A 17,403-nucleotide genomic window follows, 5' to 3' on the forward strand; every position below is an offset into this window, starting at 1 on the left:
AAACATCATTAAAGAAAATTATCATGCGGGTTTTTGTAGCAATTGAAATTACTTCTGATAAAATAATTAACTCAATCTCTAAATTTCAATCTGAAATTAACATTAATGCTAAACCTGTAGAATTACATAATCTTCATTTTACATTACAATTTTTAGGGGAGATATCACAAGATGTTATAGAGAAAATAATAGTTGCTTTAAAATCAGTTAAATTTTCTAAATTTATGGTAGATTTCAAAGGTATCGGTGTGTTTCCTAAATTAAAATTTCCAAGAATTGTATGGATTGGAACTGATGAAAAGGGAGGTAAATTATTGACAGAACTAGCAAAAAATGTTGAAAATGTACTCCTTCCATTAGGTTTTACTGTAGATAAACCGTTTAAACCTCATATCACAGTATTTAGAATTAAAAATAAGATTGGAGATATTGAAAAAGAGTTGAATAAATTCAAATTAGTTGATTTTGGAACTCAAGAAATTACAGGATTTAAGCTTAAACAAAGTGTTCTTAGTTCAAAGGGCCCTGTTTATTCTGATTTAATAGAGGTTAAAGCGGAATAATGAAACAAGTACTATCTAAAATTAGAAAATCGGTAATAATATCAGAAAATGTAAAAAAATTAAAAAAACAAATCGCTGATGAAGCTTATCTATTAGTTGAAAATCAAATAAAAAATTATCCGGAAATTACAGGATTAGAATTTGGAGGATCTTATGCAAAAGATACCTGGCTTTCAGAAGAAGCAGATATTGATATTTTTATTAAATTTAAAAAAACTATTTCTGAAGAAAAATTTACAGAGATTTCAAAAAAGGTTGGATTTCAATCAATGAAAAAATATAATCCATATGTAAGATATTCTGAACATCCGTATGTTGAGGCTAAAATTAAAAAAACAAAGATAAATGTTGTTCCATGTTACGATGTAAATTCTGGAGAATGGAAAAGTTCTGCAGATAGATCGCCTTTTCATACAAAATACATGGAAAAGTCACTTACTCATGAAATGAGAAACGAAGTAAGAATACTCAAAATATTTCTAAAAGCAAATAAAATTTATGGTTCGGAAATTGCAAAACAAGGCTTTAGTGGATATGTATCAGAGGTTTTAATTTTAAATTTTGGTAATTTTGAAAATACAATTAGATCAATTGGAAAAATTCAACAAGGTCAGATTATTGGAAAGACATCAAAAGTATTTGAGACATTAATTTCAATTATAGATCCTATTGACAGTAATAGAAATTTGGCTGCAGCAATTTCAAATGAAAATATAGGAAAATTCATTCTTTTATGTAGAGCGTTTGAAAACAAACCTAAATTAGAATTTTTTACTCAAAAAAAATTGAAAATATCAAAAAATGGTTTGGAAAACGTACTTGTGATAAAATTTAGTTTTAAAAATCGAAGCCCAGATATAATTTGGGGGCAAATTAAGAGAGCGACTTCTTCGCTTACAACTCAATTAGAATTAGGAGGTTTCAATGTTTTACGAAGTAAAGCACATTCAGATAATACGGGTGAAGCTTGTCTTTTTTTCCTTTTAGAATCAACTAAAATTCCAATAAATTATTCTAAAAGCGGTCCTGATTTCTTTAGAGTAAGTGATTGTACTAGTTTTATTTCAAAAAACATTACAAAAACGGATTTAATGTGGATTAATGATGATGGAAAAATTATTGCACTTGAGAAAAGAAGACATAATGAAATTGTAAAATTTATGACAGAATTATTAAAAAACAATCTCCAAACAGGCATACCAAAAGGATTACAGAGTGATTTTAGGAAAGGAGTTAAAATTACTATTGGAAATAAAAATTTAAGCAAATCAATTAAAGAGGCAGTTTTAGATCTTATTTCAACTGATGACTCTATTTTTCATACCAATTAAAAAATTAGTAAAAGAACCGTATTCAAAAATTCTTGGCTATCCAAAAGCTAGCTCACGTCAACTTCAATCAAGAATTATCGAATTAGAAAAATTAAAAATAAAATCAATATCATTTACTGGACAAACGACTATCGGTAGTTTACAAATTTTGGGTAAGGGGTATGTTGGAGTGGTAGTATTAGCAAAAAAAGGAAACACCGTTGTTGCATTAAAGATTAGAAGATTAGATTCTCAAAGAAGTGAAATGAAAAGTGAAGCAAAATTAATGAAATTGGTAAATATGGTAAACGTTGGACCCAAGTTATATGATGTAAGTAAGAATTTTTTGGTAATGGAGTATCTTGATGGCGATAAAATTGGTGATTGGATACAATCTCTAAAAGGTAATGGAAGTTCTAAAAAATTAAAGTCAATAATCAAAATGATCTTAGAGGATTGTTATAGATTAGATAAAATTGGTTTTGATCATGGTGAATTAAGCAGTATTTCAAAGCATGTTATTGTTGGAAAATTAAGAACAACTTTAATTGATTTTGAAAGCTCGAGTGTTAATAGACGAGCGTCAAATGTAACTTCGATTACTCAAGCTATTTTTATTGGATCAGGAATTGCTAAAAAAGTTCAAAGAATCTATAAAATTCCCGAAAAGAAAAAAATTATTGATGTTTTAAGAAAATATAAGCAAGAACCAACACGAAAAAGTTTTGAGGATATTTTAAAGATATTAAAATTATGATGGGGCCGGCAGGAATTGAACCTGCGACCACTAGTCCCCCAGACTAGTATCATACCAAGCTAGACTACGACCCCTCATGAGTGAGGCGCAAAATGAAATTATTAAATCGTCGGGTTATTACTGATTATTAATGAAAATTTGCAGTATTTGTAATAGAATTTCTGGAAATGATCAGGATCATCTTGATTGTATTCAAAAAATAAGAATAGAAAATGAAGATGAAAATTTTAAACAGAGTATTCCTGAAAAATTAGATCTAGCAAAAGATACTCTGAGTTTGGGTGTCGAGGTAAAAGCTATTTTAGAGCATCTTACAAAAGAAAATAAAAAAACTGATTAATCATAACCATTTTGAAAGTCGTTCTTTCTCAAATTGTAACTTTTCATCAAGATGTTTAGCTGTAGATTCTGTTAACTTTGTTGTTGGTTTAGATTCTGTAAACATATCAACTTCAATTATAGATGCAGTATCTCTTCCAGATTCAAGGAAGCATCCTCCCTTTCCATCAAATAACAATAGCTCATTTTTACTTTGTATATTAGATATGATATTTTGTGCAACTGTAATTGCTTCTCCTTCTGCAAACACACCTGCTTTAGGAACAGTCATGGTATCAATTACTGTTAAAGTTGTTACATCACCTACTGCATACACATTTTCAAATGGAGTTTTACAGTCTCTGTTAATTGGTATAAATCCACCTTCTTTGGCTAATCCGGATTCATAAATTACTTTAGGTGCAACATGTGGAGGTACAGCAAGAAGTAAATCAAAATTAGCTTCTTCTCCATTTTGAAAAATCAGTTTATTTTTTTCAACAGATTTTATTTTGCATGAATCATGAAAAATAATGTTCTCCGAATTTATTAAACTGAGAATTTTTTTGCTGATTTCTGGACCAGCTGCAGGTAATGTTATTGGAGCCGGACTATAGAAATGAATTTGTATTGATTCTCTAACTCCTGCATCCCTTAGCATTGAATCAATCAATAAACTAGCCTCAAATGGTGCTGGAGGACATTTGTATGGCATTCCCATAATGGAAATTGCAATGTTACCAGATCTCATATTTTTTATTTTTTTATGAATTTCAGTTAATTGATTATGATCATAAAGGTTCATTCCGTTTTCTGAAAGGCCTGGAATTTTTTCAGGTGCTAAAACTGCACCCATTGCAATAATTAAAAAATCATACGATAAAGTTTTGGTAGTTGTTTTAATTTGTTTATTTTGAAGATCAATTTGTATAATTTCTTCTTTTAAAAAATTTATTTCTTTTTTAATTAGTTGATTTAGTGATCCTATTGAATTTTCAAATGTTCGTATACCTTTGATAATCCAAAGTTTGGCAAAGCCTACCATGAACCAATCTTTTTTGTCAATAACTGTTATCTTAACTTGAGATGATGTAAGGTTGTTTCTAATTTCATTTGCTGCAGCTAATCCTCCAAATCCTCCACCAAGAATTAAGATATGGGGGATAGAAGTCAATTTAACGATCTTGTGTAGTAGGTCTGATTAAAATTTCATTGACATTTACATGATTTGGTGATTCTACAGCATAAACAATTGCATTTGCAATATCTTCAGCTTGTAATGCTTCCATTTTTTTAGCACTTTCAACAAATGCTTGTAAAGATTCATCAGTAATTGTGTTTGTTAGTTCAGTTGCAACAACTCCTGGTTCAATACATGTAACGCGGATATTCTTTCTTACGCTAAGTTCTTGTCTTAACCCTTCACTAAAAGCAGTGATCGCATGTTTTGTGGCACAATAAACGCTACCAGCAGGAAAAACTATTCTTCCAGCAACTGAAGAGATGTTAATAATATGACCTGATTTCTTTTCAAGCATGTGTGTAACAACAGCTCCTGTACAATATAATACACCTTTGATATTGACATCAATCATTTGTTCCCATTCATCAATCTTCAAATTTTTGAAAAAACTCAGAGGCATAAGTCCTGCGTTATTTACTAGTATGTCAATAGTTCCCCACTTTTTCAAAACGTTTTCGACAAAAGAACTGCATTCATTTCTATTAGTAACATCTAGTTTTTGAGAATAAACTTCTCCGCCATTTTCTTTAATCTTTTTTTCTAATTCTAAAAGCATATTTGTTCGTCGTGCACCTATTGCAACTTTTGCTCCTGCTTTTGAAAGTGCTAATGCAGTAGCAAATCCAATTCCGCTACTTGCACCGGTAATTATCGCTACTTTATTTTCAATCATCAATATTCACGTAATTATTTTTAATTTCAACATCGTAAAAACGTTTACCTGAATTTTTTAAAAATAATTAATTTTCTAATAAATCATAACAAGTTTATTAGAAGAAAAACTACAAGATGCTTATGAAGCCTGAAAAATGCGCTTATTGTGGTGACATGGTAGATATGCCATTTCAGTGTAATTATTGTAAAGATCCATTTTGCGCTGAACATAGACTTCCAGAAGAACATAGATGTGTAAAATTAACTCAGATCAGAGCTCGTAGATTTGGTGAGAAAAAAGTGATCAGAGATGGAGGTCCAAACAAACAAAATGTTTTCAAAAGAATATTTAGAAAATTCAAAGATTAGAGAGAACTAATATGGACTTTTGTCAGGAGATATTTTTGCTCGTCTTCCTTGATAAATTAATGCTAAAGCAAGAGCAAACATTACCAGTGCTGTTAAAGGAAAATTTTGTGGTGCTGGTAACACAAACAGATAGTATATTCCAAATCCAATGGATATGGTGGCTTGTGTCCATAGTTTAATCCATTTTGGAGTTTTAGTTACTCTACAAATGGCTTCAACAATAAAGATACCAATTACTGGATAAATAGTATAAAGAAGAAAATCAATTACATCGACTCCTGTGTGTGTCATAAATGAAAGTAATTAAGGTATAATTTCTATCTAATCTTCCCAACGAACTTTGGTGGCAATATTTTTAGTAATTAATGCCTGAGCGTTTTCATATGGTATTGTTGCAATATCTTCAATTTTGAAAGGTCCATATTTCTCTAGATCAGCACCTATGAGTTCATCTACCTCCTGAAGAAATCTTACAACAACAGTTTTAGTTTTATGATTTTGAGAGATAGATTCAAGAAATTTTGATTTTCCATTTATTGTTGCTGAAAGAATCATTTCAGCTCTTTCTCTACGTTCTTCTTCTGCATCGAGGATAAATTTTTCTTCATCCAAAAGATTTTGAAAAGAAATATTACCTGATTTAGAAATTTTTTCTAGTCTAATATTGATGAAAAGTGATGTTAGTTCTGTAGCAGTATCAATTATTACTTTTTTAATGTTATTTTCTACTCCATCAAATTCTTGTTTTTTCAAGTCACCAATAAAATCTGAAAGCTTCCTATAGAAATCAGGGTTGATTTCTTGTATAGAATCATTTTCAGTTTCTCGTAAGACTATATGGTGTAATTTGTTTAGATCTATTTCGTTTGTTTCTGACATTTCTTACCTAATCCTTAAATCTCGGATGTATTTGTGTTTGATTGAAGCACAAAATTGCCCTATAAAGTTAGTCATGGAAAAGCACTTCAAGTAACATATTCACCAGATGAAGTTTTTGCCAGAATTCAGCACGAAGGAATTCAGTTTATAGATCTTCAATTTACTGGTCTTACTGGACGTTTTCATCATACTACTATTTCAGCCATAACATTTACCCCTGAACAAATGAGGGATGGATTACCAAAATTAGATGGGTCATCGATTATTGGTTTTACTAATGTTGATGATTCAGATCTTATTTTAAAACCAGATCCTAATACTTTTGCCATAATTCCATGGATGACTGAAAATAAAACGGCAAGGCTGTTATGTGATATCTATTGGGGCGGTAATAGGGGAAGATTGTCTAGGGATCCTCGAGGGATATCACAAAAAGCAGAAGAATATGTGAAAACTCAGGGTTTTGATTATAGTGCTTGGGGTCCAGAAGTAGAATTTTTTGTGTTTGATAGGGTACATTGGGATGTTCTGACTCCATACAAGGGTCAATCCTATTCAATTGAATCAAAAGAGGCGCCATGGAATAATGAAGGAAGTGGATATCCTATGGGTCTTCAAGAAGGATACTATCCAAGTACTCCTTCAGATACTTTGACTCCATATAGAAATGAATGTGTAAATATTTTGAATAATGATTTTGGCATATTATGTGATAATCATCATCACGAGGTAGCTACTGCTGGGCAATGTGAAATTGATATCAAATATGATTACATGACAAATGCTGCTGATGCAGCCCAGTCTTACAAATATGTAATAAAAAATGTAGCACAGAAATATGGTAAAGTTGCAACTATGATGCCAAAACCTATTGCAATGGATGCTGGTTCTGGAATGCACGTTAATGTTAGTTTATGGAAAGGAAAAGAGAATGTATTTTATGATCCTGATGATGCTGATGAATTAAGTCAAACTGCAAAATATTTTTGTGGTGGAATTATTAATCATGCAAAAGCATTATCTGCAATTTGTAATCCTACTACTAATTCATATCACAGACTTGTCCCAGGTTATGAAGCACCAGCTTATATCGCATGGAGTGCAGGTAATAGATCTGCCATAGTTAGAGTACCACAACATCTTAAAGGTAAAAATTATGCTAGTCTTAAGAGGCTTGAATTTAGAGCTCCTGATCCTTCATCGAATCCATATCTGGTATTTGCGGCAGTTACTGCAGCTGGAATGGATGGAGTAAAAAAGAAAATGGATCCAGGTGATCAAGTTCGTGATGATATTTTTAAAATGACAAAATCAGATAGAGCTAAAAGAGGAATAGGAGTTTTACCAAAAAGTTTAGGCGAAGCAATAGATGAATTAGAAAGTGATAGAAAATTCCTTCTTCCAATTTATACAAATGATGTCATTGATAAAATAATTGAGTTAGGAAAAAGAGATCAACGGGAGATTGCAATAAGACCACACCCTCATGAATTTTATCTGTATTTTGATATCTAAGCTCTTCCAGTAATTTGAAAAATATAAAATAATGAAATAAATATCAAAGTAAAACCAATACCAAGAAATATTATTCTTTTTTTCTCTGCAACAGCTGCTTTGTAAAGCAAAATACTACCTGCTAAGCCAATGAATAACACAATAACTCCTATTACTACACTATCAAAACTTGTATGAGTAACTAATGGATGGAAAAATCCTGACAGTAATGCAAAAAATGCTATCAAATAAACATACTTGAATCCTGTTAGCATTTTTGATGTAGTCTTATTCAATATGGTTTGTAAATATGATAATCAAATAAACTTTTGAAAAATAATTTTTATTAAAAAAGTTACATCATTCCGCCCATATCAGGCATGCCACCCATACCGCCCATTCCAGGCATGCCACCCATACCGCCCATTCCAGGCATGCCACCTTCTGCTCCTGGTGGTGGTCCTGCAGATTTTTGTGTGGCAATGACATCATCAATTCTAAGAATCATACATGCGGCTTCTGCTGCTGCTGAAACAATCTGAAGTTTAACTGCTAAAGGTTCAATTATATCACTTGATTTCATATTTCCAATTTTGCCTTTCATAACATCAATTCCAGTCCATTTTTCTCCTTTCATTTGTCTGGAACGAAGAACTGTTAGTGTATCAATTGGATCCATTCCAGCATTTTCTGACAGTGTTAATGGGATTGATTCTAAAGAATCAGCAAATTTTTCAGCGGCGAGTTGTTCTCTACCTTCAAGTGATTTTGCCCAACTTCTTATTTTAGTTGCAGCATAAGTTTCAGGGGCACCACCTCCTGCAACAATTTCTGGTTTTTCAATTACATCTTTTACTACCATTAGTGAATCATGAACTGAACGTTCAACCTCATCAACAACTCTTTGAGAGCCGCCACGAAGAAGTAAAGTAACAGACTTTGGATGCTTGCAGCCTTCAATGAATACCCATTTATCTTCTTCAATTTTTCTTTCCTCTACAAGTTGAGCATCTCCTAGATCTTTTTCAAATATATCATCAAGATTGTTTACTATTCTAGCACCAGTTGCTTTTGCAAGTTTTGTAAGATCACTTTCTTTGATTCTTCTAACTGCGATGATTCCTGCTTTTGCTAGATAGTGTTGAGCCATGTCATCAATTCCTTTTTGACATAATACTACATTTGCTCCAGAGCCAATTACTTTATCAACCATATTCTTTAACATTCTATTTTCCTCATCAAGAAATGATTTCAATTGTTGTGGATTTGAAATGTTAATTTTAGCATCAGTTTCAGTTTTACTAATTTCTAAGGCTTTGTTAATTAAGGCTATTTTTGCATCAGAAATTTTTCTTGGCATTCCCCCATGAACAATTTCTTTATCAAGTACAATACCTTGGATAATAACAGAATCTTTAATTGAGCCGCCGGCTTTCTTTTCTACTTTAATATCATCAATATCAACATTAAATTTTTCACCCTCTTTTTCAACAACTGCAAGAACTGCTTTTACAATAATATCAGCTAATTGATCAGAGTCTTTTCTTACCAATTTTGTTTGCATAGATGTTTTTGCAATTTTATTTAGAATTGTTTTGTCATTTGCAGATACTGTCTCAGATATTTCTTGAAGGAATTGTTTTGCCTTTTTTGCAGCTTTTCTATATCCATCTACAATAATTGTTGGGTGAACATTCTGATCTAAAAGTGATTCAGCGTTTTCTAAAAGTGCACCTGCTAAAATAACAGCAGATGTTGTACCGTCACCAACTTCATTATCTGTTGTTTTTGAAATTTCAACTAGCATTTTTGCTGCTGGATGTTGCACGTCAATTTCTTTGAGAATTGTTGCACCATCATTTGTAATTGTAACATCTCCAAGTGAGTCAACAAGCATTTTATCCATACCTCTTGGACCAAGACTGGAATGTACAATTTCAGCAATAATCTTGGCTGCTGCTATATTGTTTTTTTGTGCGTCTCGTCCTTTGGTTTCAGAGCCTCCTTCTTTTAGTAATACAACCGGCATAGTGCCTTTAGAAGTTGCTTGCATACCCATAGAAAGAAAAACGCCCAATTCCCCTTTTATACGTTGCAGATCAAAAAATCGTAAATAAAATAGTCAAAAATCGGTGTTTTTAAATTGGGAAATTTAATTTGCAAAACATGGCAAAATCGTCAAATAAAGAATCTTATAATAAAATTTTCTCAAATTTAAAAGAACATCATAAATGGTTTGAAAATTCTATTCCATTAATTGCAAGTGAAAACATACCTAGTCCTGCTGTTAGAGAGGCAATAACATCAGATTTTGGAAATAGATATGCCGAAGGTTGGCCAGGTGAGAGAGTTTATGCAGGATGTGTGTACATTGATGAGGTTGAGTTTGAATGTATGAAGCTTGCAAAGAAGTTGTATAAGGCAAAATTTGCAGATGTAAGACCCATCTCTGGTGTGGTTGCTAATCTTGCAGTATATTCTGCTTTTACAAACCCAGGCGATGTAATGCTAGCACCTTCAATTCCTGCGGGAGGTCATATTTCTCATGGTAAGAAAGAACATTCAGGAACTGCCGGATTAGTTCATGGTTTGGAAATTGAATTTTATCCATTTGATGCAGAAGAGATGACAATTGATGTTGAAAAGACAAAACAGAAAGTTGAGGAATTAAAGAAAGCAGGTAATCTGCCAAAAATGGCAATGTTTGGCGGATCGTTGTTTTTGTTTCCACATCCTGTTAAAGAATTAGCAGATTTTCTAAAGAGTTTTGATATGCATATCAATTATGATGCTGCACATGTTGCTGGATTAATTGCTGGTGGAAGATTTCAGGATCCATTACGAGAAGGTGCAGACACTATGACAATGAGTACTCATAAAACTTTGTTTGGTCCACAAGGAGGACTTGTTTTAGGTTCTGAGAAACACGAAGAACCAATCAAGAAAGCAACATTCCCAGGATTAACTAGTAGTCATCACATTCATCATATGGCAGGTAAAGCAGTAGCATTTGCAGAAGCATTAGAATTTGGAAAAGATTACGCTAACCAAGTTATTAAAAATGCCAAAGTGTTTGCAGAATCACTTAATGACGCAGGTTTTAAAGTTCTAGGTGAAAAGAGAGGGTTTACTGAATCACATCAAATTGCTGTTAATGTTTTAGATTATTCTGATGGAGGAAAAGTTGAGGCAGATTTAGAAAAAGCTAACATCATTGTAAATAGACAACTTATTCCAGGTGACATCAAAGCTGGTCGTAATTATTTTCATCCTGGAGGAATTAGACTAGGAGTTTCTGAAATTACTAGACTAGGCATGAAACAAAACGAGATGAAAGAGATTGCATCATATATCAAAGAAGTAATAATTGATAAAAAAGATCCCAAGAAAATTCTTACAAAAGTAAAATCTTTTAGAAAGAATTATCAAAAAGTTCATTATTGTTTTGATAAAAAACTTGGGGCTTACGAATACGTAAAATTAAGATAAAATTCTAAGTATAATCACTTAAGAGTGATTGATCTCCTTTGTTCTTTCCAAAAACTAGATCAATTTCATCAGATAATGCATGAATTCGTCCTCTTTGATAAGCTCCAACATCATATTTATCCACTAATCTCTTTGCAAGTTTAAGATATTTTTCTACAGAACCTCTTGTAATTGTGGGAATTAAATTATGACCACAAATGCAAGTTTGAATTAAAGGGATTCTACGATATGATTTTCCACATCCCGTACATCTAAAATTTTGTCTGGCATAAGCACGTAGGTTTCCCATAATATCTGGAACTAGGTGAGTAGAAATTACATTTGAAACAATTTCAGATGTATTTACAGCATCTATAAGTTCAGCATTTTTAATTTGCATATCAAATTTATCAAGCATTGAACCAAGTGTGGAATAAGCGCTACGTGATTTTGATGTTGTAAGTGAAGTTGTAGAATGTGTAAAATAATATCCAAAAAACTGTCTCTCTGTTTCAAGACGTGATTTGATTATTTCTACACAAGCAACATCTGGAGCTTTATTTTGTTGAATTGTAGATTTAAAGAATTCAAGTGGTAAAAATTTAACAACTTCAAGATTGTGTGCTTGTGGTTGGGATTCATGTGGCAATACAAGTGGTTGAATCAATAATGGTGCATCCATTAAACCCCCAATTCTATCAGAAAGAAATTGTCTTGAAAAATTTAGAAGACTATCCATCAATAACATAATAGAATCAGCATCACCATCAGCATCTCTTCTTTTTGCGGAATGCCAATTAGGAGTTGCAAAACAAACATGTGTTTCAGTATAACCAATTATTCTTCCAACAATACCTACAGATGTGTGTGGTGCTAATCCAATTATTAGATGACCAATTAAATCGTCTGTGTTTTTAACATTATAGAAGATTGATTTTTCATAAAATTTTTCTAAAATAGTATCAATGTATTTACATATAGATACTAGATATTTTCCGCTTTCGTTTGGAATAATTACATCTTGCATCCGAAGTTCAACTGTTTGATTTGGATCAGTTAGTGGTTTTCCATCAATATCATGAGTATATCCTAATTCGTTTAGTTTTTCAATAGATGTGCCTATCCATGATGGTTGAAATTGAGTAAGAGGAGAATTTGTTGCATCAAAACGAACAGTTCCATCTTTGAATACTGTAAGACCAAAATTTTGACGAACTAGTCCTTTTTCTAATGGTTCAGCTATTCTATCTTGATTGATTAGTTCTTTAACTCCTTTAAATGGCTCTTGTGCACGTAAGCCCATTTTTTCTTGTGCTAACAATAATTTTGATTTTAATGGAAATGCCTGATGAGAATGAGATGATGCCTTTCGTTTACATTTTTCACAAAATGGATTATCAAGTATGTCTCGACAATTCCCACATCGATAAACTATTGTTGTTTTGATGCCACATTTAGAGCATTTAATGCCAATTGATGGCTCATTACATCCCTGACAAGATCTATTGAAAATATTTGTGAAAAAATTGTCTTGTCTTGATGCTTTTAAGAGATCTCTAGTTGGACCTCCTTTATCATTGATGGGAAATAAAACATGAGTTGGTGGTTTCATTTGTCTTGGTGCTGCTTTTTCAGGCCTTCCTATTCTAACTCCAATTGAAGTTGAAAATTTATTTTTAATTATAATTCCGGATGATTTTGAAATAATTTGTGGGATTGATAAATCGTTTATCTCTGGCTCATGTTTAAAAAGAAGATTATAAAAAATTCTAGCTTCTTCTTTTTCAAGAATTATTTGGGTATTATTCATTTTATGAGGAACTCCAAGTTTTTCAAGAATATTTTTTGTTTCTATAGAATATTCAATAGAGTTTTCATTGATCTTTACTGGATGTAATATTTGTAAAAATTCTTCTGACGATATTTGATCCCAATAATACAAGTATTGTGGGTGTAATGGTATTTGAAAATCTATTGATAGTTTTAATGCTTCATCCAAAGTAGGAATTTTAGTTAGAAACTGAATTAAAAATTCATCATTGGGTGTATATTTTGTTAATTTTTCTTTTAACTCCTCAATCCAAAATTCTTCAACATATCCTGAAGGTATGAGTTGTGCATTGTTTTCTAGAAAATCACCAAATGAAATTAAAATATCACCCAAATGAAGAATTTTTTCGATCTCTCCTTTAATTTCAATTCCATGCTTAACATCTTTAATTTTTATAACATTACCATTTTTGAGTCGGACTATTGGAGTGTCAATAGAATCAACAAAAGCTACTGTTGCTCCCTTGCCTGGAATATCAGTTTTGATTTGAGTACCAACAGCAATTGTATGATCTAAAATTTCTGCAATTACAGGATTAATTCCCACTGCTGCAAACCCTGTATTACATGCTCTACCATATCTTAATCGAAAACCCCCAAGTTTGTTAGGCATAGATAGTACAGATCTTCCTGTAATAACTTCCCGCATTCTCTTTGCTGCAGCATCTTCTTGATTATCTCCTGTTTGAACAGCCCCTTTTAGATCTCCTAACCACTCCCAACCATCCAGTTGATACATTTCGATTCTTTTGAGTAGTTTTTTAGATCTTCCAATTAACCCATCATTTAAAACTCGTAATGCTCCTCCCCTAACTCTATTTGTTGTGATACGAGTCATTCCTTTGTGATTTACAACTTCGAAAGGATCTGTATCTACACCGTTTAATTCTACAGGTAGATGTGAAATTACATGTTCTATGTCTTCATCTAGTATATGAAATTGAAAACTACTAGCTTCTCTTTCATAAATTCGAAGTTCTTCAATAAATCTACCAGTCTCATCATCAAAACAATTTGCTTGATATTTTGATAAGCCGACCGCTTTTCTCACATGATCAGCAATTAAGATTGTTACTGCAGACTCGGTTCCACCTGCTGAACGCATTGGTCCAGCAATAGATACGGAGAGATATTCGCTTCCATCTTTATTTTTCTTTATCTTTACTTCACTAATTCCTTGAAGTGGAGCAATTGTAACTCCTTCTGTAACAATAGCTAACCCCACTCTAACCGCTAGATCTAATTTTTCTTCTAGGGTAGCATCATGTAGTGAATATTTTCCTAATGCAATTTCTTTTGATAAAATTAATGCTGATAGTTCTTTTCCATGAATTTTTAAAAGTACTCGTAAAGGTTCTGCAATATCAATATCGTGCATTTTTGAAACTCGATCTGCTAAATCAAATGCAATTTTAGGCTCAATTATTCCTGATGAATCAACCAAGGTTGATTTGGCCATAGCTGCATGTTCAAAAATAGCATAGGTGTCTTTTGAGAGGTTGGAATAATAATCAAGATAATAATTTGGCATCTTAATACCACTTATACGAGAAATGGCATCGTTTTCAGACATATTACGGTCTTATTACTTACTTCTTTGAATTGCTTTTGTTATTTCAGCTAGTTTCTTAATACTTCCACCTTTCTCTAGAAAAGTTCCAATAACAAGGGCATCGGCGCCAGCTTTTACTAAATCTGAAGCAGTTTTAGTATCCCTAATTCCACCGCCTACTATCAAAAATCCATTAAATGCTTTTCTTACTGTCTTAACCATCTCTGGAGTAACACTAGATTTTGCTCCAGAACCTGCTTCCAAATAGACAAATCTCATTCCAAGAAATTGTGCAGCAAGTGCGTATGCTGCTGCAATTTTTGGTTTTTCAAAAGGTATGCCTCTTGCTGAACCTACAAACCATGCAGAAGTGCCATCTCCAATAACCAAATATGCAGTAGGAAGTGGTTCCAATCCAAATTTAAGAACGCTTGGTGCTCCTAATGCCTGTGCTTGAGTAATAAAATATGGATTTTCAGAATTCATAAGTGAACTAAAAAGGATAGCATCCGCATCAGGTACAACTCCTGTGATGTTTCCAGGGAAGAGTATGATTGGAATTTTAATGCCTTTTTTAATACCTTTTACAACTTTAGCCATTTCAATTTGATCTGTTGCAGATGAGCCACCTACAAGAATTGCAGACGCACCTATTTTTTCAACATCTTGAGCAAGTTTTTGTGAAGATTCTAACTTAGATTCTTCAGAATCAATTAATACAAACAACAATGCATTTTTCTTTTTACGTTCAGATTTTAGGAAGGATTCAACTTTATTTCCAGTCATAAAGGGGATTTGTAGATGACTCTTTAAAGTTTAATTGTAGTGTGGTATACAGAATTGTATAGCTATGGCAGAGTTTGAAAAATCTAATTTTAATAATATTATTAAACAAATTATAAAAAAATCATTGTTTACTGAACGACAAATTGAAATTATTTTAAATCAGAAAGATCTTCTAAACTCTAAATTCAGTATAAGTAAAGGTGCGTATTATAGGCAAGTTGGTCAATCTAGAGACAAATTAGTAGCATTATTCTATTCAATCATGCTTTTACGAGGGTTAGGCATACTTTTACCAGATGATATTGATGTGATATCAAAACTTTCTGAGCAGATTCGTGTGATAAATGAGAGTGATATATTCCCAGAAAGAGAAGATGAGGTCATCAATGTGATTGATAGATTAGTACGTCAGGCATGTAATGTGTGATATTATAGTTAAGTAGTGATAATTGAAGTGGTTTTTTTATGATGTGATATGTGTTAATGTTAATCTAAAGTGTGAAATAATGTTGCTCAATCACGATAAATCACAACATATGATTAATTTTTGTGATGTTAATTGAAATTCCTGAACCAGATGTGATTTTAGCCGTGATTATTGCATTTGTTGTAGGTTTGGTTGGTTTGTATAGTTATTACAAAATACGTCCATTCATCAAAACTAAGAGTGAAATGATAGATTCATCACAGTTAGAGCGATTAGAATATTATGAAAGACAATTAATCGATATGAAAATACGCCTAGATTCAATGGAAATGCAAGGTGTTGAACAGAAAAAGGAGGATCCGACTCTAGAGATTAAACAATATTTAGAAAAATTAACTAAAAATCAACAAGTAATAGAAAATCCAGTAATTTCACCTAAAAAAACAGAGGATGTTAGTAAAGAGCCTAAAACGATTCAGCGCATGCCTAATTTGGATCATAATAATGTTACAGATTATGTGTTGCATCTAATCACAAACAAAGCTATGACATCACGTGATATACAAATCACATTAAAACGAAGTAGGGAGCATACTTCAAGGTTAATGAAGAAGCTTTATGATGATGGATTTGTTCAAAGGAATACAAGTACAAAACCATATACTTACTCAATTACTGAAAAAGGAAAAGAAAAGATTAATGTTTTTGAATCTAATTCATTAATTGCATAACCAATTTTGGTTTATTATTTGTATTAAATTTCATCAATTTAGTTAAAAATCAAATCAAATTCAGTATTTTTATTATTTTTTATAATTATTATAATACATTAAATTATATATATTATGAAATTATAATGAGAATGTGTCTGTTCAAGAAAATGAGGTTTTAGTTAAAATTACATCAGCCGGAACTATTTCTATTCCTAAACAATTTAGAAAATATATGGATATTCAAAAAGGGGAATATGTTAAAGTGATATTGGGAAAAGACCGACTTATAGTTAGAAAAATTACTATATCTTAGTTTATTGTTGTTTTTGGGTTAGTTTAATGGCCTGATAGGTCCATTCACGGCCGGTTCTTGTTCTATCAATTTTACCTTTTGTAGAAAATCTAGACAAATATGTGGAAATTATACTTAATTTCACTGGCTCGTTGTACTCATCTTCATATTTCTCAAGTATGTTTGTAGATGTAAATTTTCCCATAGGGAAGAATTTATCAACAATATGCCATATTTTTGAGCCTGTAGAGTCCATATTAGTGGTTTTTTGTTCATCCTCTTCAATATTCATCAAATCCATCATTTCAAAGATTTTTAGAACCTTTTCTCTAGTAACATTTCCTTCTAATTTTATATCATACCGTGCTCCATCAGCATCTTCCATATCAATTCGAATCCGTTTTTTGGCCATCTTTTAGATCTATGAGGATCTAACATTAACAGTTCAATTGATCCCAGAATATTTGTTAACTAAGAGGTTTGTTAACATTGACTGCCTAACCCACGCCTAGGTTAATTTTTGTTATTAACATTAATGATTAAATTTCCTTATTCTAAATCACCTTTATCATGCCTGGAGTGGAAATAAAGGGGTAAGTTTTAGGATATTCACAGTGTTAACATCAAACTTAACGCCTGGAATGGAAATTAAGGGGTAAAATAGACCTTTTTTGGTTTTTCCTAACACCAAATTAACAATTTGTTAACAATTAAGATTAACCCACACACCTGTTTTTCCACTCTATTC

19 protein-coding genes and 1 tRNA gene are annotated in these 17,403 nt (G+C 31.9%); 10 read left to right on the plus strand and 10 right to left on the minus strand.

Annotated elements, in window-relative coordinates:
• Positions 1-23: 23 nt before the first annotated feature.
• From thpR to DSQ20_RS10325, 3 genes are read left to right on the plus strand one after another with little or no spacing between them, the layout of a single operon-like run.
• Positions 24-563 carry an RNA 2',3'-cyclic phosphodiesterase gene (thpR, locus tag DSQ20_RS10315; RefSeq protein ID WP_179365544.1) on the plus strand — a complete coding sequence of 180 codons (540 nt, stop codon included), beginning with the start codon at positions 24-26 and terminating at the stop codon, positions 561-563.
• Positions 563-1,894 (plus strand): CCA tRNA nucleotidyltransferase, encoded by a 1,332-nt coding sequence (gene cca / locus DSQ20_RS10320; protein ID WP_179365545.1) that lies wholly within the window; start codon positions 563-565, stop codon positions 1,892-1,894. Before thpR ends, cca begins: the two co-directional genes overlap by 1 nt.
• Entirely contained in the window at positions 1,869-2,630 is a 762-nt protein-coding gene (locus tag DSQ20_RS10325; protein WP_179365546.1) for an RIO1 family regulatory kinase/ATPase, read from the plus strand. The genes cca and DSQ20_RS10325 overlap by 26 nt, the downstream gene beginning before the upstream one ends.
• Here the strand turns inward: DSQ20_RS10325 and DSQ20_RS10330 are convergent.
• Positions 2,631-2,704 (minus strand) — tRNA-Pro (locus DSQ20_RS10330). It lies immediately after the preceding gene.
• Between the two features lie 56 nt (positions 2,705-2,760).
• On the opposite strand from DSQ20_RS10330, the gene DSQ20_RS10335 reads away from it, so the two are divergent.
• Positions 2,761-2,970, plus strand: coding sequence for a hypothetical protein (locus DSQ20_RS10335; protein WP_179365547.1), 210 nt, complete (start codon positions 2,761-2,763; stop codon positions 2,968-2,970).
• Here DSQ20_RS10335 and DSQ20_RS10340 read toward each other — a convergent pair whose 3' ends face one another.
• On the minus strand, positions 2,971-4,122 hold the full coding sequence (locus DSQ20_RS10340) for an NAD(P)/FAD-dependent oxidoreductase (protein WP_179365548.1): 1,152 nt from the start codon (positions 4,120-4,122) through the stop codon (positions 2,971-2,973). It abuts the gene before it with no gap.
• Between the two features lies 1 nt (position 4,123).
• Positions 4,124-4,864: an SDR family oxidoreductase gene (locus DSQ20_RS10345; RefSeq protein ID WP_179365549.1), complete on the minus strand. Its 741-nt coding sequence runs from the start codon at positions 4,862-4,864 to the stop codon at positions 4,124-4,126.
• A gap of 122 nt (positions 4,865-4,986) precedes the next feature.
• Here DSQ20_RS10345 and DSQ20_RS10350 point away from each other — a divergent pair, with 122 nt between their 5' ends.
• A complete protein-coding gene (locus tag DSQ20_RS10350; protein ID WP_048110583.1) occupies positions 4,987-5,214 on the plus strand; it encodes an AN1-type zinc finger domain-containing protein in 228 nt (75 codons plus the stop codon).
• 6 nt (positions 5,215-5,220) lie between these two features.
• On the opposite strand, the gene DSQ20_RS10355 is transcribed toward DSQ20_RS10350, so the two are convergent.
• Complete coding sequence (locus tag DSQ20_RS10355) at positions 5,221-5,505, minus strand: hypothetical protein (RefSeq protein ID WP_179365550.1); 285 nt, start codon at positions 5,503-5,505, stop codon at positions 5,221-5,223.
• A 30-nt stretch (positions 5,506-5,535) separates the two neighbouring features.
• Entirely contained in the window at positions 5,536-6,093 is a 558-nt protein-coding gene (locus DSQ20_RS10360) for a hypothetical protein (RefSeq protein ID WP_007551670.1), read from the minus strand.
• Between the two features lie 54 nt (positions 6,094-6,147).
• On the opposite strand from DSQ20_RS10360, the gene glnA reads away from it, so the two are divergent.
• Entirely contained in the window at positions 6,148-7,608 is a 1,461-nt protein-coding gene (gene glnA / locus DSQ20_RS10365; RefSeq protein WP_007551671.1) for a type I glutamate--ammonia ligase, read from the plus strand.
• Here the strand turns inward: glnA and DSQ20_RS10370 are convergent.
• On the minus strand, positions 7,605-7,883 hold the full coding sequence (locus tag DSQ20_RS10370; RefSeq protein ID WP_179365551.1) for a hypothetical protein: 279 nt from the start codon (positions 7,881-7,883) through the stop codon (positions 7,605-7,607). The two genes, glnA and DSQ20_RS10370, sit on opposite strands and share 4 nt — an antisense overlap.
• Positions 7,884-7,942: 59 nt before the next feature.
• Positions 7,943-9,646 (minus strand): thermosome subunit beta, encoded by a 1,704-nt coding sequence (gene thsB / locus DSQ20_RS10375; protein ID WP_007551673.1) that lies wholly within the window; start codon positions 9,644-9,646, stop codon positions 7,943-7,945.
• Between the two features lie 107 nt (positions 9,647-9,753).
• Between thsB and glyA the strand changes: the two genes are divergently transcribed.
• Positions 9,754-11,076, plus strand: a complete 1,323-nt coding sequence (gene glyA / locus DSQ20_RS10380) for a serine hydroxymethyltransferase (protein ID WP_048110164.1) — start codon at positions 9,754-9,756, stop codon at positions 11,074-11,076.
• A 4-nt stretch (positions 11,077-11,080) separates the two neighbouring features.
• Here glyA and DSQ20_RS10385 read toward each other — a convergent pair whose 3' ends face one another.
• Together DSQ20_RS10385 and DSQ20_RS10390 are read right to left on the minus strand one after the other, a co-directional pair.
• The gene (locus DSQ20_RS10385; protein ID WP_179365552.1) at positions 11,081-14,458 is read right to left on the minus strand and encodes a DNA polymerase II large subunit; all 3,378 of its coding nucleotides are present in this window, start codon (positions 14,456-14,458) and stop codon (positions 11,081-11,083) included.
• A 12-nt stretch (positions 14,459-14,470) separates the two neighbouring features.
• Positions 14,471-15,223: a geranylgeranylglyceryl/heptaprenylglyceryl phosphate synthase gene (locus DSQ20_RS10390; RefSeq protein WP_179365553.1), complete on the minus strand. Its 753-nt coding sequence runs from the start codon at positions 15,221-15,223 to the stop codon at positions 14,471-14,473.
• A gap of 64 nt (positions 15,224-15,287) precedes the next feature.
• Between DSQ20_RS10390 and DSQ20_RS10395 the strand changes: the two genes are divergently transcribed.
• The 3 genes from DSQ20_RS10395 (at position 15,288) to DSQ20_RS10405 (ending at position 16,676) form a co-directional block, all read left to right on the plus strand.
• Complete coding sequence (locus tag DSQ20_RS10395) at positions 15,288-15,650, plus strand: hypothetical protein (protein ID WP_179365554.1); 363 nt, start codon at positions 15,288-15,290, stop codon at positions 15,648-15,650.
• A gap of 125 nt (positions 15,651-15,775) precedes the next feature.
• Positions 15,776-16,381 carry a winged helix DNA-binding protein gene (locus DSQ20_RS10400; RefSeq protein WP_179365555.1) on the plus strand — a complete coding sequence of 202 codons (606 nt, stop codon included), beginning with the start codon at positions 15,776-15,778 and terminating at the stop codon, positions 16,379-16,381.
• A 133-nt stretch (positions 16,382-16,514) separates the two neighbouring features.
• Positions 16,515-16,676 (plus strand): AbrB/MazE/SpoVT family DNA-binding domain-containing protein, encoded by a 162-nt coding sequence (locus tag DSQ20_RS10405; protein ID WP_007551680.1) that lies wholly within the window; start codon positions 16,515-16,517, stop codon positions 16,674-16,676.
• Position 16,677: 1 nt separating this feature from the next.
• Here the strand turns inward: DSQ20_RS10405 and DSQ20_RS10410 are convergent, their stop codons facing one another.
• Positions 16,678-17,067, minus strand: a complete 390-nt coding sequence (locus tag DSQ20_RS10410) for a hypothetical protein (RefSeq protein ID WP_179365556.1) — start codon at positions 17,065-17,067, stop codon at positions 16,678-16,680.
• Positions 17,068-17,403 lie beyond the last annotated feature (336 nt).

The organism is Nitrosarchaeum sp. AC2 (assembly GCF_013407385.1).
In the GTDB taxonomy this organism is placed as follows: Archaea; Thermoproteota; Nitrososphaeria; order Nitrososphaerales; family Nitrosopumilaceae; genus Nitrosarchaeum; species Nitrosarchaeum koreense.

Excerpts from the sequence above, each read along its gene's own strand:
- cca (WP_179365545.1), top strand. The coding sequence starts at position 563 with ATGAAACAAGTACTATCTAAAATTAGAAAATCGGTAATAATATCAGAA.
- DSQ20_RS10410 (WP_179365556.1), bottom strand. The coding sequence starts at position 17,067 with ATGGCCAAAAAACGGATTCGAATTGATATGGAAGATGCTGATGGAGCA.
- DSQ20_RS10350 (WP_048110583.1), top strand. The coding sequence starts at position 4,987 with ATGAAGCCTGAAAAATGCGCTTATTGTGGTGACATGGTAGATATGCCA.
- DSQ20_RS10335 (WP_179365547.1), top strand. The coding sequence starts at position 2,761 with ATGAAAATTTGCAGTATTTGTAATAGAATTTCTGGAAATGATCAGGAT.
- DSQ20_RS10395 (WP_179365554.1), top strand. The coding sequence starts at position 15,288 with ATGGCAGAGTTTGAAAAATCTAATTTTAATAATATTATTAAACAAATT.
- DSQ20_RS10385 (WP_179365552.1), bottom strand. The coding sequence starts at position 14,458 with ATGTCTGAAAACGATGCCATTTCTCGTATAAGTGGTATTAAGATGCCA.
- glyA (WP_048110164.1), top strand. The coding sequence starts at position 9,754 with ATGGCAAAATCGTCAAATAAAGAATCTTATAATAAAATTTTCTCAAAT.
- thpR (WP_179365544.1), top strand. The coding sequence starts at position 24 with ATGCGGGTTTTTGTAGCAATTGAAATTACTTCTGATAAAATAATTAAC.
- DSQ20_RS10325 (WP_179365546.1), top strand. The coding sequence starts at position 1,869 with ATGACTCTATTTTTCATACCAATTAAAAAATTAGTAAAAGAACCGTAT.
- DSQ20_RS10390 (WP_179365553.1), bottom strand. The coding sequence starts at position 15,223 with ATGACTGGAAATAAAGTTGAATCCTTCCTAAAATCTGAACGTAAAAAG.
- DSQ20_RS10400 (WP_179365555.1), top strand. The coding sequence starts at position 15,776 with ATGTTAATTGAAATTCCTGAACCAGATGTGATTTTAGCCGTGATTATT.
- DSQ20_RS10355 (WP_179365550.1), bottom strand. The coding sequence starts at position 5,505 with ATGACACACACAGGAGTCGATGTAATTGATTTTCTTCTTTATACTATT.
- DSQ20_RS10345 (WP_179365549.1), bottom strand. The coding sequence starts at position 4,864 with ATGATTGAAAATAAAGTAGCGATAATTACCGGTGCAAGTAGCGGAATT.
- thsB (WP_007551673.1), bottom strand. The coding sequence starts at position 9,646 with ATGGGTATGCAAGCAACTTCTAAAGGCACTATGCCGGTTGTATTACTA.
- DSQ20_RS10360 (WP_007551670.1), bottom strand. The coding sequence starts at position 6,093 with ATGTCAGAAACAAACGAAATAGATCTAAACAAATTACACCATATAGTC.